This is a genomic window from Exiguobacterium sp. UBA5002 (assembly GCF_002396765.1).
Classification (GTDB): domain Bacteria; phylum Bacillota; class Bacilli; order Exiguobacteriales; family Exiguobacteriaceae; genus Exiguobacterium_A.
Map to the genome: position 1 here is coordinate 1 of NZ_DGYQ01000049.1, position 19,526 is coordinate 19,526.

The following is a 19,526-nucleotide window of genomic DNA, read 5'->3' on the forward strand; positions in this document are numbered from 1 at the left end:
TCATCGTTCAGTTTTCAAAGTCCAATATGTCATTTGACGACTTTTAAATCTTACAGTAAAGTAATAAGTGATGTCAATTACTTTTTTGAAGTTTTTTTCGTCTGTGACGCTCGCGTTTGGCGTGTGCCTCAGCGACATGTATTAATATATCAACTCTTGTTTTTTTCGTCAACTGTTTTTCTAAAAAAACTTTAGAAAAAAGATAGACCCGCTTGAACTGGTAAAACACTACCCGTTCGCGGGTCTTTTTCGTTACGCCTGTTTTTGCGATTGTCCTTGAGAAGCTGGCTTTTCTTGCAAGCGATGCAGCATTAGAATCTGATACGCATTACAGATTAAAAGTGTCGCAAGCGCCGCCCATAACATCCGCTTATCTTGTGTTGCCTGCAAAGCAGGTACCCATTCGATCAACGTGATGACTGTCATGAGGAACAAAGTCGGAATGAACGCTGTGAAGTTCGTTTCCCGTGCTTTCGTCCGCGCGACTAAGAACGCTATTACAAGCAAGACGACCATCTCACCAATATAAAGACTCGTCTTATCAAAGCCGTATGCTAATCCGCGCAGGTAGACACCATCAAATAGTGCAAATGCGATCAAGACGACCTGGACACGGTTCCAAAGCTTTGCACCGCGGAATAAATCGAGTCCGACGCGATGTAAGATCAAGTACGAGAAGAATCCCATCAAACTGATGGCTGTCCACGTACTACTGTAGGAGAGAGCCGTCACATATCCGCTAATCGATTGATTTCGGATATATCCAGGTTCTGCTACCAAGTTAAACACGAAGCCGGCGAGCGTTCCGATTAGGAGCGTCATCCAAAACAGCTTCAAAAATCCTTTAATCTTCATTCTTATCCCTCTACTTTTTCGATGACACGCGTGGCGAGTTCATTATAGTATGTCTCAAATGGATGTTCATCGCGATAGATCGATGGGGCGAAGTCCGCATCATTCGCATATGGTTGTCCAAGTGGAATCTTAGCTAGAATATCGGTTTTTAACGCTTCTGACAACCTCTCTCCGCCACCACTACCGAAGACATATTCTTTTTCGCCTGTCACTTTACTTTCAAAGTACGCCATGTTCTCGACGATTCCGAGGAGACGGTGGTTCGTTTTGATTGCCATTGCTCCTGCTCGTGCTGCAACGAAAGCGGCTGTTGCGTGAGGTGTCGTGACGATGACTTCCTGACAGCTCGGGAGCATCGAATGAATATCGAGTGCGACATCCCCTGTTCCTGGTGGAAGATCAAGCAACAAGTAATCGAGATCGCCCCATTCGACGTCTGCGAAGAAGTTGTTGAGCATCTTCCCGAGCATTGGTCCCCGCCAGATGACTGGTGCATTATCTTCGACGAAGAAGCCCATTGAGATGACCTTGACGCCAAAGCGTTCTGGTGGAACGATTCGGTCGTTCACGACAGTCGGACGTGTTTCGATTCCCATCATGTCTGGAACACTAAAGCCGTAGATATCGGCATCAATCAAACCGACCTTCTTCCCTGCTCGTGCGAGGGCGACTGCTAAGTTAACGGAAACCGTCGATTTCCCGACGCCCCCTTTACCAGAAGCGATCGCGATGAACGTCGTACCAGATTCTGGTTTGAGAATTGATGGTGTCGTAGCTGCTTGAATCCCGTGATCACCGAGTGCCTCAAAACGGAGTCCCACCGTCTTGAATCCTTTTTCTTTCAGTTCCTTGACGATTTGCTGTTGGAGCACGAGTTGCTCCCCAGAACCGGATTGTGCTAAAGCGATTTTCAGACTGACATAATCACCTTTAATCCGGACGTCACGAATGCCGTTCGTATCTGCAAGCGGGCGGTCAATCGTCGGATCGACGAGCGTTCCGACTACCTCGCGAATTTCTTGTTCATTCAACATAGTGCCTTCCCCCTGAAAACGTTCGATTTAATCCCTATTAGTATAACAAAAATAAGAGAGCGCTTGCACATTTCGACACCGGAAAGGATGACTTTTCCATGTCCAGTGTCAGTTTTCATCATTTTACTCGATCATTCGCTCGTTTTAGAACATTCGGTTCCATGTACGAGGACCCACGACACCATCAACGTCAAGTCCTTGACGTGTTTGATAGGCACGCACCTTCTGAGCCGTCTCTGCATCAAAGCGCCGAGTCACGGTTGCTTTGACTGCACGCTGAATTCGTTCGATATCCCGTGGATTCATATTGGTTGCCCCTTGATACAACGGACGACCTGGATACGGAACGATCGCACGAGAGCGATTCGGCGTTTCTTCAGACACTCCTAGTAATTCAAAGTGTGGATAATCCTTAAAGCTCGTCCAGTCCCCACCCCAAGAAAAGCCACGTCGTTTCATCGCAGCAACAATCTTTTGAAAGCTTTGGTCATTTCGAAATAGCGCTTGTGTACCGTCATGGGAATATTGAAAGAGGTCGACGGCAATTCCACGGTTATGATTCGATTGTCCCCCGCGTGCATTCGTTACGATTGGTCCCGGTAGTGTCCGTCCCTGTGCGTACAACCGATTCTGTTCTGCGATCGATCGGTACCCTTGTGCGACGCCTACATAAATCCCTTGTGCATGCATCTCCCGAATGACCTCTTGCGTTCGTTTAGCGACTTCTCGTGACAGTCCCGAAGCATTCAACTTCCGATTCGCTCGCTCGAGTAACCAGCTGATCGATAATGCCATCTACGCTCACCCCTTTGTCTCCTGTTCCCGAAAACAAAATCCGCTATACTTATGGAATGTAGAATGATTTTAACTCATATCAAAAGGAGCATCCTATGAAAAAACGCATCATTTGGACACTTAGCGTCACCTGTCTTTTAGATCTTAGCTTCGTCCTGTATCTGACGTTGCAACCGACTGTCGCTACCAAGACGGAGTTACCGGACAATACAACCGTCTTAAGTGAAGAAACCTCTTTTACGGGACATGTCGGTCAAACGACGGCACATACACCTACCCAATTCATACAATCTCTCTTTGTTTGGAGCATCCCGCTGACGATCGTCATCTTCTATCTTCTTCTGACGGTGTTGCACCGATTACGCTCCACTAAATCGACTTGACTTGAATCGCTGTTCTGACACTTCTCAGGAGAGCAATTTTTTAGTGCACAAAAAAACCTCCCACCACAAGGGTGAGAGGGATTCGAAAAGAATTAACGTTTCGAGAATTGTGGTGCACGACGAGCTGCTTTAAGACCGTATTTTTTACGCTCTTTCATACGAGCATCACGAGTCAAGAAGCCTTTCGCTTTGAGTGCGCCGCGGAATTCTGGATCCGCTTGAAGAAGAGCACGTGAGATACCGTGACGGATAGCGCCTGCTTGACCAGTGAAGCCGCCGCCTTTGACCGTTACGATTACATCGTACTTGCCTTCTGTTTCTGTGATTACGAGTGGTTCTTTTGCAGTCATGATCAATGTCTCATAACCGAAGTATTCGCTGATATCGCGACCGTTAACTGTGACTTTACCGTCTCCAGCAACGAGGAAAACGCGCGCTGCCGCGTGTTTCCGGCGACCAGTGCCGTAGTAACGTACATCTGCCATCGTGTAGTTCCTCCTAAATTCGTATTAACCGCGAAGTTCGTAAACTTCTGGTTGTTGTGCTTCGTGCTTGTGTGCAGCTCCAGCGTAGACGTGGAGTTTGTTGAACATTTGACGACCGAGGCTACCTTTTGGAAGCATCCCTTTGATCGCGAGTTCAAGCATGCGCTCAGGTTTGTTAGCAAGCATATCGCGTGCAACAGTCTGCTTTAAGCCGCCTGGATGACCAGAGTGACGGTAGTAGACTTTTTTGTCGAGTTTGTTACCAGTTAAAACGATTTTCTCAACGTTGATGAGGATAACGTTATCCCCACAGTCAACGTGTGGTGTGAACGTAGGCTTGTGCTTACCACGGAGAAGTGATGAAACTTCGCTCGCAAGGCGACCGAGTGTTTTACCTTCAGCGTCGATAAGGAGCCATTTGCGTTCTACATCAGTAGCTTTCGCCATGAAAGTTGTGCGCATGTAAAATACCTCCTAAGGAATTAAAAGTTCTGTTTTTGATTTTTCATTTATTCACTAGGTGAATCTATCATAATCTTAGGTGTACGGGGCTAAGATTGTGGTTTCATAATAAATGAAATGCCAATAAACATTGTATGTTTTTTAATAGCCAATGTCAATTGCCTTTTTTTACTCCGGATAGAAAACTTCCCATAGATAGAGTCCATGAGGAGGCGCCGTCACGCCTGCGACGTTCCGGTCCTTTGCCAGCAACATTTTTTTAATGTCCTCTGGTGCAAAACGACCGCGTCCGACGTCAAGTAACGTCCCGACCATGATCCGGATTTGATTATAGAGAAAACCACTGCCCTGGAACCGAAAGACGAGTTCGTCACCGATCGTCATCAACTCTGCCTCGTAAATCGTCCGGACCCGGTTATCCGTTTCCGTCTTCGCGACACAGAACGAACTGAAATCGTGCGTGCCGACGAGATGTGCTATCCCTTGACGGATGCGCTCGAGATCGAGCGGATACGGAATATGAACCGATAGATTCCGACGAAACGCATTTTCTTCGCGGCGGACGAAATAGCGGTATTCCTTCCCTACGACATCGTAACGCGCTTCAAAGGTCGGTTCGACCTCCTCGCAGCTCCGGACACGAATATCCGCTGGTAAGAGCGTATTCAGTGCCTTGACGACGTTCTCCGGGGGAATCGCTAGTTTTGTATCAAAATGAATGACTTGCCCGTAGGCATGCACCCTCGCATCCGTCCGTCCCGACCCGATGATCTTGACGGGATGTTTGTGCATCCGCGCAAGCGTCGTTTCAATCACTTCTTGAATCGTCAATCCGTTTGGTTGCACCTGATACCCGGCGTAGCCGGTTCCATCATATTGAATCGTACATTTTAAACGACGCATTACCCGATCCCTCGCAATCCTACTAAACTGATCGTCAGGAGGACGAGCAAGATCATCAGACCCGTATCCCGCATCGTCCACTTGGACTCCCGTAGACGTGTCCGTCCCTCTCCTCCACGGTACCCCCGCGCTTCCATCGCTGTCGCAAGATCCTCTGCCCGCTTAAAGGCGGAGATGAACAAGGGAATCAATAACGGAATGATCGCCCGTAAACGTTCCTTAATCGGTCCTGCTGACAAATCGACACCACGTGCTTGCTGTGCCTTCATGATTTTCTCTGTCTCCTCTGCTAAGGTTGGTAAGAACCGAAGTGAGATCGACAACATTAAGGCGATCTCATGCGTCGGGACACGGACGACCTTGAACGGCTTCAATAACAATTCAATCGCATCCGTCAATTCGATCGGTGAGGTCGTCAACGTGACGAGTGTCGTGATCGAGACGAGATAGAAGAAACGTAATGAGACGATGATCGCGAGTCGCAGTCCTTCTTCATAGATCCGAAGCCAGCCGAACTCAAAGAGGACAGACCCTTCGCGCGTGAAGAACAGCTGGATGACGAACGTAAAGACGATCAGGAAAAGAATCGGTCGCAGTCCTTTTAGAACATACCGAAGTGGTAACCGACTACTCATGAGTGCTAAGAACGTAAAGACAAGTAAAAAGATGTTCGTTGCTGCATTGTTTGCGAGAAAGACGAGCGGAATGAAGCAGAAAGCAAAGATGATCTTCGCAAGTGCCGACGACCGATGCAAGTACGACTGACCGGGAATATGTTGTCCGACGATCATTCGCTCACCCCTTTCGTCATCAACCACTCGATCAATTCGGTCTCCGTCCGGATCTCCGGTCGTTGCAATCCACGCCGATCAGCGACTTGCCAAGCAAGCGATAGGACGTGCGGGAGATCGAGGTGGAATTGCTCGAGCAATGTCTCTTCTTTAAACAGATCAAGCGGTAGCCCGTCAAACGCCACCTGGGCGTCTTCCATGACGATCACACGCTCAGCATACTCAAGCACCTGATCCATGTCGTGCGTGATCAGGAGCAACGTCATACCGGTTTCAGCATGGAGCCGGGCAAACAGACTCAGCATATGCTTGCGCCCTTGCGGATCGAGTCCTGCCGTCGGCTCATCGACGATCAACACGTCTGGTTGACTAGCGAGTACGCCGGCAATTGCAACACGCCTCATTTGCCCACCAGACAGGTCAAACGGCGAACGACTCCAAAAGACTTCATCGAGTCCGACAGTCCGTAATGCCTCTTTCGCTAATTGCTCAGCCATCGCGGCATCATGACCGAAGTTCATCGGACCGAACATGACATCCTTTAAGACCGTCTCTTCGAACAATTGATATTCCGGATATTGAAAAACAAGCCCGACGCGACGTCTTAATGGCTTGAGGTCCTGTTTTTTCTTCGGTTCGACGATGATGTCATCGACTTGTACCTTCCCCGCTGTCGGCTTGAGCAACCCATTGATGTGCTGCACGAGCGTCGATTTCCCGGATCCGGTATGCCCTACAAACGCAACAAGCGCCCCTGACGGAATCTCAAGATTCACATCACGTAGCGCGACTCGTTCGAACGGACTATTGAGTTGATACGTATAATTTAATTCCTGGATTAAGATTGGCATAAACGGTTCACCAATTCTCTTTCATCTAGTATCGTCTCCTCGAGTGAGAGACCTTGCGCCCGTAAACGTTCTTGTACCCGAACAACGAATGGAACATCGAGTCCGATGTCTTCTAAGAACGATGCATGACGAAAGACTTCCTGAGGGGATCCTTCTAATACGATTTTCCCGGCATCCATGACGATGACACGACTAGCCCGTAATACTTCGTCTAATTCGTGTGTAATCGCGATGACCGCCATTGGGTGAGTCGCATGGAGTTCCTGAACGGTCGACATGACCTCTTGTCGTGCTAATGGATCAAGCATCGATGTAGCTTCATCGAGCACGAGAACATCAGGGCGCATCGCAAGCGCCGAAGCGATTGCGACACGCTGCTTCTGTCCGCCGGATAGTTGATGGGGTTCCCGATCAACAAAATCCGTAAGGCCAACGCGCGCTAGACTGTCGTCGATACGACGAACCATTTCCTCGCGTGGCACACCCCAGTTTTCTAGAGCAAATGCCACGTCGTCGCGCACGGTCGTGCCAACGAATTGATTATCTGGATTTTGGAAGACGATGCCGATTGCTCGGCGCATCTCCCACAGTTGCTCCGGATTCGCACTTGAAAAGCGCTCAGCAACCGTAACGGTCCCTGTCTCCGGTAACAACAATCCATTAAACAATTTCGTCAGCGTTGATTTTCCAGAGCCGTTGTGACCAACGATGGCGACCCATTCACCTGAACGAATCGTCAGAGAGACCTCGTGTAAGGCTGCTTGCTCCTGTTCCGGATACCGATAGGTGACCTGTTCCAGTTCAATCAGCTTGTCCATGATCTCTCCTCCTTCATCAAATCAATACTTTCATTTTGTAGCAAAAGGGCAGAAGCGGGATACGCACTGCCCTTTTATGGCGAATCATTTAATGAGGATTAAACGAGTTCGATGATGACCATTTCTGCGCCGTCACCACGACGTGGTCCCATTTTCATGATGCGTGTGTAACCACCTTGACGCTCAGCAAAACGTGGAGCCACATCAGCGAATAATTTTTGGATCGCGTCTTGTGCTTTGCCCTCTGCGTTTTGACCAGCAGCTTCACGGCGAACGAACGATGCAACTTGACGACGAGCGTGGAGATCACCGCGTTTACCTAAAGTGATGAGTTTCTCTACGACTGGACGAAGTTCCTTCGCTTTTTGTTCTGTAGTTTGGATACGCTCATTGATGATGAGATCAGTCGCAAGGTCACGCAAAAGTGCCTTACGTTGTGAGCTTGTACGGCCTAATTTCGAGTATGCCATGGATGGATTCCCTCCTTCGTGCAATTAATAGTATTAGTCTTCTTTGCGCAAGCCTAGTCCGAGTTCGTCGAGTTTCGCTTGAACTTCCTCGAGTGATTTACGTCCGAGGTTACGGACTTTCATCATCTCGTCTTCGCTCTTGTTCGCGAGTTCTTGAACCGTGTTGATACCAGCGCGTTTCAAACAGTTGTACGAACGAACTGAGAGATCGAGTTCTTCGATCGTCATTTCGAGTACTTTTTCTTTTTGATCTTCTTCCTTTTCGACCATGATTTCAGCATGGAGCGCTTCGTCTGTAAGACCAACAAAGATGTTTAAGTGTTCTGTCATGATTTTCGCACCGAGTGACACTGCTTCTTCAGGGCGGATTGAACCGTCCGTCCAAACATCAAGCGTCAATTTATCGAAGCTCGCATCTTGACCAACACGTGTTTTTTCAACTTGATAATTTACACGTTGAATTGGCGTGTAAATTGAGTCGATTGGGATGACACCAATTGGCATATCGTCCCGTTTGTTATCTTCAGCCTGAACATACCCACGACCACGGCGTGCTGTAAGACGCATATGAAGTGATGCACCTTCTGCAAGCGTTGCGATGTGAAGTTCTGGGTTGAGGATTTCGACGTCGCTGTCATGCGTAATGTTCGCAGCAGTGACAACACCAGCGCCTTGAATATCGATCTCAAGCGTTTTCTCTTCTTCCGAGTACACTTTGAGGGCGAGTTTCTTAAGGTTCAAGATGATTTGGGTAACGTCTTCTACAACGCCATCAATCGTCGAGAACTCATGAAGAACGCCATCGATTTGGACTGCAGTGACTGCAGCACCCGGAAGTGAAGACAATAGGATACGACGCAATGAGTTACCAAGCGTTGTACCGAATCCACGTTCAAGCGGCTCAACTACGAATTTACCAAACGTAGCGTTCTCGCTTAACTCGATCGTTTCAATCTTCGGTTTTTCGATTTCGATCATCTGAACCCCTCCTTGAATATCGTCATGTTGGCCATCGCGTTCAATCGCCAACCGCCTTGTGTACGTTTCTACTGCCTTGCTTGGTCAAACGATCAACAAAAGTCTACTCGAATCCCCGCTCTGCAGTACAAGACGGGTTACACGCGACGACGTTTTGGAGGGCGGCAACCGTTGTGTGGTACTGGAGTAACGTCACGGATTGCAGTGACTTCGAGACCGATTGCTTGAAGAGCACGGATAGCTGCTTCACGACCTGCACCAGGACCTTTAACGTTAACTTCTACAGTACGCATACCGTTATCCATTGCTGTTTTAGCAGCTGTTTCAGATGCCATTTGTGCAGCGAAAGGAGTCGATTTACGTGAGCCTTTGAAGCCCATGTTACCTGCAGTTGCCCAAGAGATTGCATTCCCTTGCATATCAGTGATCGTAACGATCGTGTTGTTGAATGTTGAACGGATATGCACGATACCAGATTCAATATTCTTTTTGACTTTACGTTTACTACGAACGTTCTGTTTGCGTTTTGCCATCTTAGTTTACCCTCCCTTACTTCTTCTTGTTCGCTACTGTACGGCGTGGGCCTTTACGAGTACGCGAGTTGTTTTTAGTGTTTTGACCACGAACTGGAAGACCACGACGGTGACGAACACCACGGTAGCAACCGATTTCGATCAAACGTTTGATGTTGAGTGAGATTTCACGACGAAGGTCACCCTCAACTTTGATTTTATCTAAACCATCACGAAGTTGGTTCAATTGTTCCTCAGTCAAGTCGCGAGTACGAGTATCTTCAGAGATACCAGTTTCTTTCAAGACTTTTTGAGCAGTCGTTTTACCAACACCATAGATGTAAGTGAGTGAGATGACGATGCGTTTCTCACGTGGAATATCTACACCAGCAATACGTGCCATGTGTGCACCTCCTTGTTTAATTACCCTTGTTTTTGTTTATGCTTAGGGTTTTCGCAAATAACCATTACTTTGCCTTTACGGCGGATAACTTTACATTTTTCACAGATCGGTTTAACCGAAGGTCTTACTTTCATTGTGAATACCTCCTCCTGAAAAAATCGGAGTTTTTATTTGAAACGGTATGTGATCCGTCCGCGAGTCAAGTCGTATGGTGACAACTCAACCGTTACTTTATCTCCTGGCAAGATCCGAATGAAGTGCATCCGAATTTTTCCTGAGACGTGCGCGAGGACCGTGTGGCCGTTTTCTAACTCCACCTTAAACATCGCGTTTGGAAGCGGCTCGATAACCGTACCTTCCACTTCGATTACATCTTGTTTCGCCATCAATTATACCCCTTTCTCTATAAAGTTGATTGGGAGCCCAGACGATTTGTAGCGCTAGGGGCTTTCTACAAGAGCCATTGAGAGATCATCGGTCACAAACACGAGTGGATACTGGCTTATAGAAAGGTGACACCAATAACGCGCACAGCTCACTCTGCATCGACCGTTAAGATCTCGTAGCCGTCGTCTGTGATGGCGATGGTGTGCTCAAAGTGGGCGCACATGCTACCGTCCACCGTCACTACCGTCCAATTGTCGGATAGTGTGCGAACATAGCGTTTCCCGACGTTGACCATTGGCTCAATTGCCAGTGTCATGCCGGTTTTCAGGCGCGGCCCTTTCCCCGGTGGTCCATAATGTGGAATTTGCGGATCTTCATGCAAATTTTGTCCCACGCCGTGGCCCACATATTCGCGGACTACAGAAAAATTCGCTGCTTCAACATGTGACTGAATCGCATGCGAAATATCTGTCAGGTGCACGCCAGCTTTGGCGCGCTCCAATCCTTTATACAGAGATTCTTCAGTTACGTCAAGTAACCGCTTCGTCTCTTCAGAGATTGTACCTACCGGATATGTCCAGGCTGAATCTCCGTGATACCCATTGTACTCTGCTCCGATGTCAATCGAGATGATGTCACCGTCCTGAAGTACACGATCTCCCGGAATACCATGGACAAGCTCTTCGTTCACGGAAGCACAGATGCTACCCGTGAAACCATTATACCCTTTAAACGATGGTGTTGCCCCTTGACTTCGAATATAGCGTTCAGCGATCGCGTCGAGTTGCCCCGTCGTGATACCTGGACGAATATGAGCTTGAAGCTCCTTATGCGTCCGGGCAACGATTTGTCCTGCTTTACGCATGATGTCGATTTCACGCGGCGCTTTCGTGATGATCATTACTGATCACCAAGGAGTGCCTGAACATCGGAATATACATCGTTGATTGGACGATCACCGTCCAAATTACGAAGATACCCTTTTTCTGCGTAAAAGTCAATCAAAGGTTGCGCTTGAGCGACGTTGACTTCCAAGCGACGACGTACTGTCTCCTCTTGGTCATCTTCACGTTGTACAAGTGCTGATCCGTCGATATCACAGATCCCCTCCACTTTTGGTGGGTTGTAGAGAACATGATACGTTGCTCCGCAAGTTGGGCAAATCCGGCGACCTGTCAAACGAGGGACAAGTTTCTCCGGGTCTACACCGATGTGGATGACGTGATCAATTTGTTTGCCCAGATCTTCAAGTAATGCTTCAAGAGCATCTGCTTGTTTCACTGTGCGTGGGAAACCGTCAAGGAGAAAACCATTTGCACAGTCTTCTTTGGCGAGACGCTCACGTACGATGCCGATTGTGACTTCGTCCGGAACGAGTTCCCCTTTATCCATGTATGATTTCGCTTCTTGTCCGAGTGGCGTTGAATCTTTGATCGCCGCGCGGAACATGTCGCCTGTCGAGATGTGGGGGATCGCATAGTCTTCGATGATTTTCGCAGCCTGCGTTCCTTTACCAGCACCCGGCAAACCCATCAATACTAGATTCATGTCGGTAGCCTCCACTTCTATAGCTCTATAGACACAACAGAAAGGAAAGGGATGGTCCCCTTCCTCCCGCCTTATCGGATAAAGCCTTTGTAGTGTCGTTTAACCAATTGACTTTCAATCTGTTTCATCGTCTCTAGTCCTACACCGATGACGATCAGCAAGCTCGTACCACCAATCTGCACCGAGTTCGGCAAGCCAGCAAACTTAATAAAGAATGTCGGCGTTACCGCGATGACAGCGAGGAAGAGTGAACCGAAGAATGTCAGACGGTATAGAATCTTCGTGATGTACTGCTCCGTTTGCTTACCAGGACGAATACCAGGAATGTATCCGCCTTGTTTTTGAAGGTTCTCTGCCATTTGTTCCGGGTTAACCTGAACGAATGTGTAGAAGTACGAGAACGCGATGATCAGTGCCACATAGATCGACATACCGATTGGACTCGTATAGTCGAAAATGTCACGGATCTTCGTTGCCGTCTCCGGACTTGCAAAGAAACTCGCAATCGTTGGTGGCGTCACCATGAACGACACCGCGAAGATGACAGGGATAACACCGGCAGCGTTCAATTTGATCGGCAAGTGTGCCGATTGACCGCCAACTGGTGTCCGGTTCACCGTACGCTTAGCGTACTGAATCGGAATCTTACGTGCAGCTTGCTGAACATAGATGACTCCGACGATGACCGCGATGATGATTAAAAGCAAGAGTACGATATAAAGCACGTTTACAAACAAAGCATCCCCTGCATTTTGGAGCTTCGTTTCGTAAATCTGGCGGAATGCATTCGGGAAGCCCGCGACGATCCCAGCGAAGATGATCATTGATATCCCGTTACCAATGCCCTTCTCCGTGATGAGTTCACCGATGAACATCAAGAATGCTGTTCCCGCTGTCAATACGAGTGCAATCATAACGTATGTCCAGGTGCCGAACTGTTCGTCGACAAGACCTGGGTAGATACGGTTAAATCCAAGCGCGATTCCAAACGCTTGGACTAAGCCGAGTACGATCGTTCCATAGCGCGTTACCGTTGCTAACTTCTTACGGCCCGCCTCTCCTTGTTTTGCCCATTCGGCAAACTTTGGAACAACGTCCATCTGTAAGAGTTGGACAACGATCGAGGCCGTGATATACGGCATGATTCCCATCGCAAAGAGTGAGAAATTCTGCAAAGCATTCCCGCCGAACGAGTTCAAGAAACCAAGAATACCATTCTGGTCGATCTTGAACACTTCCGTGTTTACCATCGGCACCGGGATATGTGCTCCGATCCGGAACACGATGACCAATGCCAAGGTAAAGAGAATGCGCCGACGAATGTCAGCTACGCGCCACATATTGGAGATCGCTTGAAACATTAGATCACCTCAACCGTACCGCCGGCAGCTTCGATTGCTTGCTTCGCAGCGTCGGAGAACTTATGAGCTTTGACTGTTAGTTTCTTTTCGATCTTACCGTTAGAAAGAATTTTCACGCCGTCTTTCATGCCTTTGACTGCACGAGTCTCGACAAGAAGTTCTGGAGTGACTTCAGTTCCTTCTTCAAAACGGTTGAGTGTGTCAAGGTTAATGACCGCGAACTCTTTACGAGTTGGGTTGTTGAAGCCGCGTTTTGGTAAACGACGGTAAAGTGGGTTTTGTCCACCTTCGAAACCTGGACGAACACCACCGCCTGAACGAGCTTTTTGACCTTTGTGACCACGGCCAGAAGTCTTACCGTTACCAGAAGACATACCGCGACCTACACGGTTGCGTTCTGAACGTGAACCAGCAGCTGGTTTCAATTCATGGAGTTTCATAGTGGGGCACCTCCTCATAAAATTATATCGAACTATTACTCTTGAATTTCTTTTACTGTCACTAAGTGTGACACGTGGTTAATCATCCCACGCATAGCAGCGTTGTCAGGTACGACAACAGTCTGGTGCATCTTACGGAGACCAAGCGTACGAGTAGTAACGCGTTGGTTCTCCGGACGACCGATCATGCTGCGTGTGAGGGTAACTGCGAGTTTCGCCATCTGTTTTCCCTCCCTTTCTTAACCGCGAAGTTCTTCGACGGTTTTACCGCGGAGTTTCGCAACTTCTTCAGCACGTTTGAGTGATGTGAGACCTTCGACAGTCGCACGAACCATGTTGATTGGAGTGCTTGATCCAAGTGATTTTGAAAGAATGTCGTTGATTCCCGCTAATTCGAGAACCGCACGAACTGGACCACCAGCGATGACTCCAGTACCTTCAGAAGCAGGCTTCAAGAAGACGTGACCTGCACCGAATACACCGTTGACTTCGTGTGGAATTGTTGTGTTAACGATTGGAACGTTAACCATGTTTTTCTTAGCATCTTCGATTGCTTTACGGATCGCTTCAGGCACTTCCTGAGCTTTACCCGTACCGAAACCTACGTGACCATTCTTGTCACCAACGACGACGAGGGCAGCAAAACGGAAGCGACGGCCACCTTTTACTACTTTCGCGACGCGGTTTACGGTAACAACGCGTTCTTCGAGTTGATCCATGTTAATTTCTAACTGGCGCATGTAGAGGTTCCCTCCTTTTCTATTAGAATTTGAGACCAGCTTCACGAGCTGCTTCAGCTACAGCTTTGATACGTCCATGATAGAGATATCCTCCACGGTCGAAAACGACTGTTTCGATACCTTTTTCAAGAGCGCGCTCAGCTGCGAGCTTACCAACTGCTGCCGCAGCGTCAGTCGTGTTGCCTTTTTCAAGGTCGAGTGATGATGCAGATGCGAGTGTTGCATGTGTTGCATCGTCAATGACTTGTACGTAAATGTTCTTGTTCGAACGGAATACGTTCATACGTGGACGTGTTGCAGTCCCGATGATTGTACGACGGACACGACCATGACGTTTTTTACGCGTAGCGTTTTTATCTGCCTTTGAGATCATTTATGCCACTCCTTTCCGGTCAATTCGCATGTGCGAATTACTTACCTGTTTTACCTTCTTTACGACGAACGACTTCATCACTGTAACGAATACCTTTACCTTTGTACGGCTCAGGTTGACGGTACGAACGGATCAATGCAGCGACGTGACCAACACGTTCTTTGCTGATTCCGCGAACGATGAGTTGCGTATTCGTAGGAACTTCGACTTCGATGCCTTGTTCCGGAGTGTACTCGATTGGGTGTGAGTAACCGAGGTTGAGTACGATTTTGTTACCTTGCTTTTGTGCACGGTAACCAACACCTTGGATATCGAGTGTCTTAGCGAAACCGTTGCTTACACCTTCGACCATGTTCGCGATAAGCGCACGAGTCGTTCCGTGGATCGTACGGCTTGCTTTCTCGTCGTTCGGACGAGTGACAGTCAATTCATTACCTTCTACGTTGATCGCCATAGCTGGGCTGAACTCGCGTGAGAGTTCCCCTTTAGGACCTTTTACCGTAACCGTGTTGTTTTCAACTGTTACTGTAACGCCTGCTGGGATGACGACTGGCTTTTTACCAATACGTGACATTTAAGACACCTCCGTTCTTTTTATGCGTGTATTACCAGATGTATGCGATCACTTCGCCGCCGACTTTTTGTTGGCGAGCTTCTTTATCAGTCATTACACCTTTAGATGTTGAAACGATAGCGATTCCGAGACCACCGAGTACTTTCGGGATTTCATCAGCTTTCGCGTAAACGCGAAGACCTGGTTTCGAGATACGTTTGAGTCCAGTGATGACGCGCTCGTTGCTTGCGCCGTATTTAAGGAATACGCGGAGCGTACCTTGTTTGCTGTCCTCGAGATATTCAACATCGCGGATGAAACCTTCACGTTTGAGGATTTCAGCGACTTCACGTTTGATTGTAGAAGCTGGCATTTCCAACTTCTCATGGCGAACCATGTTTGCATTACGAATGCGTGTAAGCATATCTGCAATCGGATCTGTCATAACCATGCGATGTACCTCCTTTCACAACTTTAATGAATTACCAGCTTGCTTTTTTAACACCAGGGATTTGACCTTTATGAGCAAGATCACGGAACTTAATACGGCTGATACCGAATTTACCAATGTAACCGTGTGGACGGCCAGTGATACTACAACGGTTGTGTAAACGAACCGCTGAAGAGTTACGTGGGAGTTTGCTCAAGCCGATGTAGTCGCCTTGTGCTTTCAATTCTGCGCGTTTTTCAGCGTAGCGCTCAACGAGTGCTTGACGTTTTACTTCACGTGCGATCATTGATTTCTTAGCCATGTTGTCGACCTCCCTTATTTTTGGAATGGCATGCCGAGTGCAGTGAGAAGCTCACGTGACTCTTCATCCGTGTTAGCAGTAGTTACGATAACGATGTCCATACCACGGACTTTCGATACGCGATCGTAGTCGATCTCTGGGAAGATCAATTGTTCCTTCACGCCTAGCGTGTAGTTACCACGGCCATCGAAAGATTTTTTCGATACGCCACGGAAGTCACGTACACGTGGAAGTGACACGTTGATCAACTTGTCGAGGAATTCGTACATGCGCTCGCCACGAAGTGTAACCTTCGCACCGATTGGCATACCTTCACGAAGTTTGAAACCAGCGATTGATTTCTTAGCTTTCGTGATGAGTGGTTTCTGACCAGTGAGGAGCTGAAGCTCTTCAACTGCCATGTCAAGTGCTTTAGAGTTCGTAACAGCGTCACCAACACCCATGTTGATTACGATTTTATCGACTTTCGGCGCTTGCATTACAGAACTGTAATTGAATTTCTCCATCATTACTTTGACGATTTCGTCTTGGTATTTAGCTTTTAAACGGTTCATCAGAAAGTGGACCTCCTTTCTTTAAATCTTCTTATTTATCTAAAGCTTCGCCCGATTTTTTAGCGATACGTACTTTCTTGCCGTCAACCACAGTGAAACCAACGCGTGTTGGGTTACCTGTCTTAGGGTCGATGAGCATAACGTTCGATACGTGAATCGGTGCTTCTTTCTCGACAATTCCGCCTTGCGGGTTGAGTTGAGAAGGTTTTGAGTGTTTTTTGATCATGTTAACGCCTTCGACGATTACGCGATCTTTTTTAGGCATAGCTGTAAGGACAACGCCTTGTTTGCCTTTGTCTTTACCAGTCATAACCTGAACTTTATCACCTTTTTTGACATGCATCGTTAGAGCACCTCCTTGTAGGAATTCTTTGGAATTAAAGTACTTCCGGTGCCAACGAGACGATCTTCATGAAGTCTTTTTCACGAAGTTCGCGTGCGACTGGTCCGAAGATACGTGTGCCACGTGGGCTTTTGTCATCTTTGATGATGACTGCTGCGTTTTCGTCAAAACGGATGTACGAACCGTCTTTACGACGAACGCCACGTTTAGTACGAACGACTACTGCGCGTACAACTTCACCTTTTTTGACAACGCCACCTGGTGTTGCTTGTTTTACTGTACAAACAATAACGTCACCGATGTTAGCAGTTTTACGACCAGAACCACCGAGGACTTTGATCGTCAAGACTTCACGAGCTCCTGAGTTGTCTGCTACTTTTAAGCGAGATTCTTGTTGAATCATACGATTGTACCTCCCTCCGGATGTTTATTCACCCGAACTAATTAGAGTTTAGATGATTACTGCTTCTTCAATGACTTCTACGAGACGGAAACGTTTGTCCTTAGATAATGGACGTGTTTCTTGAATGCGTACAACATCACCGATTTTAGCTGTGTTGTTTTCATCATGCGCTTTGTACTTTTTAGAGTAGTTTACGCGTTTGCCGTAAAGCTTGTGCTTTACTTTTGTTTCAACTGTAACTACGATCGTTTTGTCCATTTTGTCAGAAACGACGCGTCCAGTTAACACTTTGCGGTTGTTAGTGCGTTCCATTGAGTGTTCCTCCTCTCAGAATCCGAGTGAATTATGCGTTGTTGATGCCGAGTTCGCGTTCACGAAGAACGGTTTTCGCGCGTGCAATCGACTTGCGCACTTCACGGATACGAGCAGGGTTCTCAAGCTGACCAGTCGCGAGTTGGAAACGAAGGTTGAACAACTCTTCTTTCCACGAACCGACTTTACCGTTAAGCTCTTCAGTTGTTTGCTGACGGAGATCAGTTGCTTTCATTCGTATCACCACCATTTTCTTCACGTTTTACGAACTTACATTTTACTGGAAGTTTGTGTGATGCAAGACGGAGAGCTTCGCGTGCGATCTCTTCCGATACTCCTGCGATTTCGAACATTACTTTACCCGGTTTGACGACTGCTACCCAGCCCTCCGGAGCACCTTTACCTGAACCCATTCGGACTTCAAGAGGTTTTTTAGTGTATGGCTTGTGTGGGAAGATCTTGATCCACACTTTACCACCACGTTTCATATAACGAGTCATCGCGATACGCGCTGATTCGATTTGACGGCTAGTGATCCAGCTAGCTTCTTGAGCTTGGATACCGAACTCGCCGAAGTGTACTGTAGTACCACGTTTCGCTTTACCACGCATGTTGCCGCGGTGAACACGACGATATTTTACACGTTTTGGTAACAACATGTTGTGTTGCCTCCTTCCCTAGACGGATGTGGATTATTCTTCGTTTGCTGCTGCTTTTTTCGTAGGAAGCACTTCACCGTGGTGGAGCCATACTTTTACGCCAATTTTGCCGTAAGTTGTATCAGCTTCTGCAGTACCGTAATCGATGTCTGCACGGAGTGTATGAAGTGGAACTGTTCCTTCCGAATACTTCTCAGAACGAGCGATATCAGCGCCACCAAGACGACCAGAAACTTCAGTCTTGATTCCTTTGATACCAGAACGCATTGAGCGTTGGATTGATTGCTTCATAGCACGACGGAACGATACGCGACCTTCAAGTTGGCGAGCGATGTTCTCAGCGACGAGCTTAGCAACTGCATCCGGGTTTTTCACTTCAACGACGTTAACGTGAACGCGTTTGCCTTTTGCAAGGTTAGTGATGTCTTTACGAAGTGTTTCGATTTCAGAACCGCCTTTACCGATAACCATACCAGGCTTAGCAGTGTGAAGTGAGATGTTCAAGCGGTTAGCTGCGCGCTCGATTTCTACTTTAGAGACACTAGCGTCTTTAAGACGTTTTTCGATATATTCACGAACTACGTAGTCTTCATGAAGGAGATCAGCATAGTCTTTATCTGCGAACCAACGTGATTCCCAGTCTTTGATGATACCTACGCGAAGACCAGTTGGGTTAATCTTCTGACCCACGGTAATCCCTCCTTATTTTTCAGATACCACGATGTGAACGTGGCTCGTACGTTTGTTGATGCGGCTTGCGCGACCCATTGCACGTGGGCGGAAACGTTTGAGCGTTGGACCTTCGTTTACGTAAGCCTCAGTGACTACGAGGTTTTCGATGTTCATGTCGAAGTTGTGCTCAGCGTTCGCGATTGCCGATTTCAATACTTTCTCAACGATTGGCGTTGCTGCCTTGTTCGTGTAAGCAAGAATCGAAAGTGCTTCGCCGATTTGCTTCCCGCGGATTAAGTCTACTACGAGACGTGCCTTACGAGGAGCAATGCGAACCATATTAGCCGATGCTTTTGATTGCATAATGAGTACCTCCCCTCAGATTAACGTTTCGTTTTCTTATCGTTTCCAGCATGTCCTTTGTAAGAACGTGTTGGAGCGAATTCACCAAGTTTGTGACCGACCATATCTTCTGTCACGTAAACCGGTACGTGTTTACGACCATCGTAGACAGCGATCGTGTGACCGATGAACTCTGGGAAGATTGTCGAGCGGCGTGACCAAGTTTTGATGACATGTTTGTCACCAGCTTCGTTGGCTTTATCAACCTTAGCGAGCAGATGGTGATCTGCGAATGGACCTTTTTTCAAGCTGCGACCCATAGTTGTACCTCCCTTTGGCATGATTTC

Annotated in this window: 35 protein-coding genes; 1 reads left to right on the forward strand and 34 read right to left on the reverse strand. The window is 47.7% G+C overall.

Translation table 11 applies throughout. From position 1 onward, the window contains the following. Positions 1-252 precede the first annotated feature (252 nt). The 3 genes from B4C70_RS14795 to B4C70_RS14805 all read right to left on the reverse strand — a co-directional run bounded on the left by B4C70_RS14795 (position 253) and on the right by B4C70_RS14805 (position 2,684). Positions 253-855: a KinB-signaling pathway activation protein gene (locus B4C70_RS14795; RefSeq protein WP_064300977.1), complete on the reverse strand. Its 603-nt coding sequence runs from the start codon at positions 853-855 to the stop codon at positions 253-255. 2 nt (positions 856-857) lie between these two features. Continuing rightward, complete coding sequence (locus B4C70_RS14800) at positions 858-1,889, reverse strand: Mrp/NBP35 family ATP-binding protein (protein ID WP_023466657.1); 1,032 nt, start codon at positions 1,887-1,889, stop codon at positions 858-860. A gap of 144 nt (positions 1,890-2,033) precedes the next feature. Further along, positions 2,034-2,684, reverse strand: a complete 651-nt coding sequence (locus B4C70_RS14805; protein WP_290780694.1) for a M15 family metallopeptidase — start codon at positions 2,682-2,684, stop codon at positions 2,034-2,036. A 95-nt stretch (positions 2,685-2,779) separates the two neighbouring features. Between B4C70_RS14805 and B4C70_RS14810 the strand changes: the two genes are divergently transcribed. Further along, on the forward strand, positions 2,780-3,067 hold the full coding sequence (locus B4C70_RS14810; protein WP_290780696.1) for a hypothetical protein: 288 nt from the start codon (positions 2,780-2,782) through the stop codon (positions 3,065-3,067). A 92-nt stretch (positions 3,068-3,159) separates the two neighbouring features. Here the strand turns inward: B4C70_RS14810 and rpsI are convergent, their stop codons facing one another. From rpsI to rpsS, 31 genes are all read right to left on the reverse strand, one after another. Next, on the reverse strand, positions 3,160-3,552 hold the full coding sequence (gene rpsI / locus B4C70_RS14815) for a 30S ribosomal protein S9 (RefSeq protein ID WP_023466655.1): 393 nt from the start codon (positions 3,550-3,552) through the stop codon (positions 3,160-3,162). A 24-nt stretch (positions 3,553-3,576) separates the two neighbouring features. Then, positions 3,577-4,014, reverse strand: coding sequence for a 50S ribosomal protein L13 (gene rplM / locus B4C70_RS14820; protein ID WP_023466654.1), 438 nt, complete (start codon positions 4,012-4,014; stop codon positions 3,577-3,579). 168 nt (positions 4,015-4,182) lie between these two features. Next, the gene (gene truA, locus B4C70_RS14825; protein ID WP_290780699.1) at positions 4,183-4,917 is read right to left on the reverse strand and encodes a tRNA pseudouridine(38-40) synthase TruA; all 735 of its coding nucleotides are present in this window, start codon (positions 4,915-4,917) and stop codon (positions 4,183-4,185) included. Then, the gene (locus B4C70_RS14830; RefSeq protein WP_064300980.1) at positions 4,917-5,708 is read right to left on the reverse strand and encodes an energy-coupling factor transporter transmembrane component T family protein; all 792 of its coding nucleotides are present in this window, start codon (positions 5,706-5,708) and stop codon (positions 4,917-4,919) included. Before B4C70_RS14830 ends, truA begins: the two co-directional genes overlap by 1 nt. Next, the gene (locus B4C70_RS14835) at positions 5,705-6,559 is read right to left on the reverse strand and encodes an energy-coupling factor transporter ATPase (RefSeq protein ID WP_064300981.1); all 855 of its coding nucleotides are present in this window, start codon (positions 6,557-6,559) and stop codon (positions 5,705-5,707) included. The genes B4C70_RS14830 and B4C70_RS14835 overlap by 4 nt, the downstream gene beginning before the upstream one ends. Next, positions 6,547-7,377, reverse strand: coding sequence for an energy-coupling factor ABC transporter ATP-binding protein (locus B4C70_RS14840; protein WP_029343095.1), 831 nt, complete (start codon positions 7,375-7,377; stop codon positions 6,547-6,549). Before B4C70_RS14840 ends, B4C70_RS14835 begins: the two co-directional genes overlap by 13 nt. 98 nt (positions 7,378-7,475) lie before the next feature. Beyond that, positions 7,476-7,847 carry a 50S ribosomal protein L17 gene (gene rplQ, locus B4C70_RS14845; RefSeq protein ID WP_023466649.1) on the reverse strand — a complete coding sequence of 124 codons (372 nt, stop codon included), beginning with the start codon at positions 7,845-7,847 and terminating at the stop codon, positions 7,476-7,478. A 33-nt stretch (positions 7,848-7,880) separates the two neighbouring features. Next, positions 7,881-8,825, reverse strand: a complete 945-nt coding sequence (locus B4C70_RS14850; RefSeq protein WP_023466648.1) for a DNA-directed RNA polymerase subunit alpha — start codon at positions 8,823-8,825, stop codon at positions 7,881-7,883. A 137-nt stretch (positions 8,826-8,962) separates the two neighbouring features. After that, positions 8,963-9,358, reverse strand: a complete 396-nt coding sequence (gene rpsK / locus B4C70_RS14855) for a 30S ribosomal protein S11 (RefSeq protein WP_023466647.1) — start codon at positions 9,356-9,358, stop codon at positions 8,963-8,965. Positions 9,359-9,374: 16 nt separating this feature from the next. Next, positions 9,375-9,740, reverse strand: coding sequence for a 30S ribosomal protein S13 (gene rpsM / locus B4C70_RS14860; RefSeq protein ID WP_023466646.1), 366 nt, complete (start codon positions 9,738-9,740; stop codon positions 9,375-9,377). Between the two features lie 20 nt (positions 9,741-9,760). After that, positions 9,761-9,874, reverse strand: coding sequence for a 50S ribosomal protein L36 (gene rpmJ / locus B4C70_RS14865; protein ID WP_003156543.1), 114 nt, complete (start codon positions 9,872-9,874; stop codon positions 9,761-9,763). A gap of 33 nt (positions 9,875-9,907) precedes the next feature. Then, entirely contained in the window at positions 9,908-10,126 is a 219-nt protein-coding gene (infA, locus tag B4C70_RS14870; protein WP_012369032.1) for a translation initiation factor IF-1, read from the reverse strand. 149 nt (positions 10,127-10,275) lie between these two features. Continuing rightward, positions 10,276-11,028 carry a type I methionyl aminopeptidase gene (gene map, locus B4C70_RS14875; RefSeq protein ID WP_023466644.1) on the reverse strand — a complete coding sequence of 251 codons (753 nt, stop codon included), beginning with the start codon at positions 11,026-11,028 and terminating at the stop codon, positions 10,276-10,278. Continuing rightward, the gene (locus B4C70_RS14880; protein ID WP_023466643.1) at positions 11,028-11,675 is read right to left on the reverse strand and encodes an adenylate kinase; all 648 of its coding nucleotides are present in this window, start codon (positions 11,673-11,675) and stop codon (positions 11,028-11,030) included. Before B4C70_RS14880 ends, map begins: the two co-directional genes overlap by 1 nt. Before the next feature lie 71 nt (positions 11,676-11,746). Next, positions 11,747-13,036: a preprotein translocase subunit SecY gene (gene secY / locus B4C70_RS14885; protein ID WP_023466642.1), complete on the reverse strand. Its 1,290-nt coding sequence runs from the start codon at positions 13,034-13,036 to the stop codon at positions 11,747-11,749. Then, positions 13,036-13,476, reverse strand: coding sequence for a 50S ribosomal protein L15 (rplO, locus tag B4C70_RS14890; protein WP_035399353.1), 441 nt, complete (start codon positions 13,474-13,476; stop codon positions 13,036-13,038). Before rplO ends, secY begins: the two co-directional genes overlap by 1 nt. Positions 13,477-13,511: 35 nt before the next feature. Continuing rightward, entirely contained in the window at positions 13,512-13,697 is a 186-nt protein-coding gene (gene rpmD, locus B4C70_RS14895) for a 50S ribosomal protein L30 (RefSeq protein ID WP_023466640.1), read from the reverse strand. 18 nt (positions 13,698-13,715) lie between these two features. Beyond that, the gene (rpsE, locus tag B4C70_RS14900) at positions 13,716-14,216 is read right to left on the reverse strand and encodes a 30S ribosomal protein S5 (RefSeq protein ID WP_023466639.1); all 501 of its coding nucleotides are present in this window, start codon (positions 14,214-14,216) and stop codon (positions 13,716-13,718) included. A gap of 22 nt (positions 14,217-14,238) precedes the next feature. Continuing rightward, positions 14,239-14,589 carry a 50S ribosomal protein L18 gene (gene rplR / locus B4C70_RS14905; RefSeq protein ID WP_023466638.1) on the reverse strand — a complete coding sequence of 117 codons (351 nt, stop codon included), beginning with the start codon at positions 14,587-14,589 and terminating at the stop codon, positions 14,239-14,241. A 37-nt stretch (positions 14,590-14,626) separates the two neighbouring features. Next, entirely contained in the window at positions 14,627-15,163 is a 537-nt protein-coding gene (rplF, locus tag B4C70_RS14910) for a 50S ribosomal protein L6 (protein WP_023466637.1), read from the reverse strand. Positions 15,164-15,194: 31 nt separating this feature from the next. Next, on the reverse strand, positions 15,195-15,593 hold the full coding sequence (rpsH, locus tag B4C70_RS14915; RefSeq protein ID WP_012369023.1) for a 30S ribosomal protein S8: 399 nt from the start codon (positions 15,591-15,593) through the stop codon (positions 15,195-15,197). A gap of 31 nt (positions 15,594-15,624) precedes the next feature. Beyond that, complete coding sequence (gene rpsN / locus B4C70_RS14920) at positions 15,625-15,894, reverse strand: 30S ribosomal protein S14 (RefSeq protein WP_023466636.1); 270 nt, start codon at positions 15,892-15,894, stop codon at positions 15,625-15,627. 14 nt (positions 15,895-15,908) lie between these two features. Continuing rightward, positions 15,909-16,448, reverse strand: a complete 540-nt coding sequence (gene rplE / locus B4C70_RS14925; protein ID WP_023466635.1) for a 50S ribosomal protein L5 — start codon at positions 16,446-16,448, stop codon at positions 15,909-15,911. Between the two features lie 31 nt (positions 16,449-16,479). Then, positions 16,480-16,791 carry a 50S ribosomal protein L24 gene (gene rplX, locus B4C70_RS14930; RefSeq protein WP_012369020.1) on the reverse strand — a complete coding sequence of 104 codons (312 nt, stop codon included), beginning with the start codon at positions 16,789-16,791 and terminating at the stop codon, positions 16,480-16,482. 34 nt (positions 16,792-16,825) lie between these two features. Continuing rightward, on the reverse strand, positions 16,826-17,194 hold the full coding sequence (rplN, locus tag B4C70_RS14935; protein WP_012369019.1) for a 50S ribosomal protein L14: 369 nt from the start codon (positions 17,192-17,194) through the stop codon (positions 16,826-16,828). A gap of 48 nt (positions 17,195-17,242) precedes the next feature. Continuing rightward, the gene (gene rpsQ, locus B4C70_RS14940; protein WP_023466634.1) at positions 17,243-17,506 is read right to left on the reverse strand and encodes a 30S ribosomal protein S17; all 264 of its coding nucleotides are present in this window, start codon (positions 17,504-17,506) and stop codon (positions 17,243-17,245) included. Positions 17,507-17,537: 31 nt separating this feature from the next. Then, entirely contained in the window at positions 17,538-17,741 is a 204-nt protein-coding gene (rpmC, locus tag B4C70_RS14945; RefSeq protein WP_012369017.1) for a 50S ribosomal protein L29, read from the reverse strand. Then, positions 17,728-18,165: a 50S ribosomal protein L16 gene (rplP, locus tag B4C70_RS14950; RefSeq protein WP_012369016.1), complete on the reverse strand. Its 438-nt coding sequence runs from the start codon at positions 18,163-18,165 to the stop codon at positions 17,728-17,730. Before rplP ends, rpmC begins: the two co-directional genes overlap by 14 nt. Before the next feature lie 33 nt (positions 18,166-18,198). Next, the gene (rpsC, locus tag B4C70_RS14955) at positions 18,199-18,855 is read right to left on the reverse strand and encodes a 30S ribosomal protein S3 (protein WP_023466633.1); all 657 of its coding nucleotides are present in this window, start codon (positions 18,853-18,855) and stop codon (positions 18,199-18,201) included. Positions 18,856-18,867: 12 nt separating this feature from the next. Next, on the reverse strand, positions 18,868-19,200 hold the full coding sequence (rplV, locus tag B4C70_RS14960) for a 50S ribosomal protein L22 (RefSeq protein ID WP_012369014.1): 333 nt from the start codon (positions 19,198-19,200) through the stop codon (positions 18,868-18,870). A 20-nt stretch (positions 19,201-19,220) separates the two neighbouring features. Beyond that, positions 19,221-19,499 (reverse strand): 30S ribosomal protein S19, encoded by a 279-nt coding sequence (gene rpsS / locus B4C70_RS14965; RefSeq protein ID WP_012369013.1) that lies wholly within the window; start codon positions 19,497-19,499, stop codon positions 19,221-19,223. Positions 19,500-19,526 lie beyond the last annotated feature (27 nt).

Excerpts from the sequence above, each read along its gene's own strand:
- B4C70_RS14830 (WP_064300980.1), bottom strand. The coding sequence starts at position 5,708 with ATGATCGTCGGACAACATATTCCCGGTCAGTCGTACTTGCATCGGTCG.
- B4C70_RS14880 (WP_023466643.1), bottom strand. The coding sequence starts at position 11,675 with ATGAATCTAGTATTGATGGGTTTGCCGGGTGCTGGTAAAGGAACGCAG.
- rpsN (WP_023466636.1), bottom strand. The coding sequence starts at position 15,894 with ATGGCTAAGAAATCAATGATCGCACGTGAAGTAAAACGTCAAGCACTC.
- rplN (WP_012369019.1), bottom strand. The coding sequence starts at position 17,194 with ATGATTCAACAAGAATCTCGCTTAAAAGTAGCAGACAACTCAGGAGCT.
- map (WP_023466644.1), bottom strand. The coding sequence starts at position 11,028 with ATGATCATCACGAAAGCGCCGCGTGAAATCGACATCATGCGTAAAGCA.
- B4C70_RS14840 (WP_029343095.1), bottom strand. The coding sequence starts at position 7,377 with ATGGACAAGCTGATTGAACTGGAACAGGTCACCTATCGGTATCCGGAA.
- rplV (WP_012369014.1), bottom strand. The coding sequence starts at position 19,200 with ATGCAATCAAAAGCATCGGCTAATATGGTTCGCATTGCTCCTCGTAAG.
- rpsS (WP_012369013.1), bottom strand. The coding sequence starts at position 19,499 with ATGGGTCGCAGCTTGAAAAAAGGTCCATTCGCAGATCACCATCTGCTC.
- secY (WP_023466642.1), bottom strand. The coding sequence starts at position 13,036 with ATGTTTCAAGCGATCTCCAATATGTGGCGCGTAGCTGACATTCGTCGG.
- B4C70_RS14800 (WP_023466657.1), bottom strand. The coding sequence starts at position 1,889 with ATGTTGAATGAACAAGAAATTCGCGAGGTAGTCGGAACGCTCGTCGAT.
- B4C70_RS14835 (WP_064300981.1), bottom strand. The coding sequence starts at position 6,559 with ATGCCAATCTTAATCCAGGAATTAAATTATACGTATCAACTCAATAGT.
- rpsI (WP_023466655.1), bottom strand. The coding sequence starts at position 3,552 with ATGGCAGATGTACGTTACTACGGCACTGGTCGCCGGAAACACGCGGCA.
- rpmJ (WP_003156543.1), bottom strand. The coding sequence starts at position 9,874 with ATGAAAGTAAGACCTTCGGTTAAACCGATCTGTGAAAAATGTAAAGTT.
- truA (WP_290780699.1), bottom strand. The coding sequence starts at position 4,917 with ATGCGTCGTTTAAAATGTACGATTCAATATGATGGAACCGGCTACGCC.
- rplX (WP_012369020.1), bottom strand. The coding sequence starts at position 16,791 with ATGCATGTCAAAAAAGGTGATAAAGTTCAGGTTATGACTGGTAAAGAC.
- rpsQ (WP_023466634.1), bottom strand. The coding sequence starts at position 17,506 with ATGGAACGCACTAACAACCGCAAAGTGTTAACTGGACGCGTCGTTTCT.
- rpsK (WP_023466647.1), bottom strand. The coding sequence starts at position 9,358 with ATGGCAAAACGCAAACAGAACGTTCGTAGTAAACGTAAAGTCAAAAAG.
- rpmC (WP_012369017.1), bottom strand. The coding sequence starts at position 17,741 with ATGAAAGCAACTGATCTCCGTCAGCAAACAACTGAAGAGCTTAACGGT.
- B4C70_RS14850 (WP_023466648.1), bottom strand. The coding sequence starts at position 8,825 with ATGATCGAAATCGAAAAACCGAAGATTGAAACGATCGAGTTAAGCGAG.
- B4C70_RS14795 (WP_064300977.1), bottom strand. The coding sequence starts at position 855 with ATGAAGATTAAAGGATTTTTGAAGCTGTTTTGGATGACGCTCCTAATC.
- B4C70_RS14805 (WP_290780694.1), bottom strand. The coding sequence starts at position 2,684 with ATGGCATTATCGATCAGCTGGTTACTCGAGCGAGCGAATCGGAAGTTG.
- rplM (WP_023466654.1), bottom strand. The coding sequence starts at position 4,014 with ATGCGCACAACTTTCATGGCGAAAGCTACTGATGTAGAACGCAAATGG.
- rplF (WP_023466637.1), bottom strand. The coding sequence starts at position 15,163 with ATGTCACGTATTGGTAAAAAGCCAGTCGTCATCCCAGCAGGCGTTACA.
- rplO (WP_035399353.1), bottom strand. The coding sequence starts at position 13,476 with ATGAAACTCCATGAATTGAAACCAGCTGCTGGTTCACGTTCAGAACGC.
- rpsM (WP_023466646.1), bottom strand. The coding sequence starts at position 9,740 with ATGGCACGTATTGCTGGTGTAGATATTCCACGTGAGAAACGCATCGTC.
- rplQ (WP_023466649.1), bottom strand. The coding sequence starts at position 7,847 with ATGGCATACTCGAAATTAGGCCGTACAAGCTCACAACGTAAGGCACTT.
- rpsH (WP_012369023.1), bottom strand. The coding sequence starts at position 15,593 with ATGGTTATGACAGATCCGATTGCAGATATGCTTACACGCATTCGTAAT.
- rplR (WP_023466638.1), bottom strand. The coding sequence starts at position 14,589 with ATGATCTCAAAGGCAGATAAAAACGCTACGCGTAAAAAACGTCATGGT.
- rplP (WP_012369016.1), bottom strand. The coding sequence starts at position 18,165 with ATGTTGTTACCAAAACGTGTAAAATATCGTCGTGTTCACCGCGGCAAC.
- B4C70_RS14810 (WP_290780696.1), top strand. The coding sequence starts at position 2,780 with ATGAAAAAACGCATCATTTGGACACTTAGCGTCACCTGTCTTTTAGAT.
- infA (WP_012369032.1), bottom strand. The coding sequence starts at position 10,126 with ATGGCGAAACAAGATGTAATCGAAGTGGAAGGTACGGTTATCGAGCCG.
- rpmD (WP_023466640.1), bottom strand. The coding sequence starts at position 13,697 with ATGGCGAAACTCGCAGTTACCCTCACACGCAGCATGATCGGTCGTCCG.
- rpsE (WP_023466639.1), bottom strand. The coding sequence starts at position 14,216 with ATGCGCCAGTTAGAAATTAACATGGATCAACTCGAAGAACGCGTTGTT.
- rplE (WP_023466635.1), bottom strand. The coding sequence starts at position 16,448 with ATGAACCGTTTAAAAGCTAAATACCAAGACGAAATCGTCAAAGTAATG.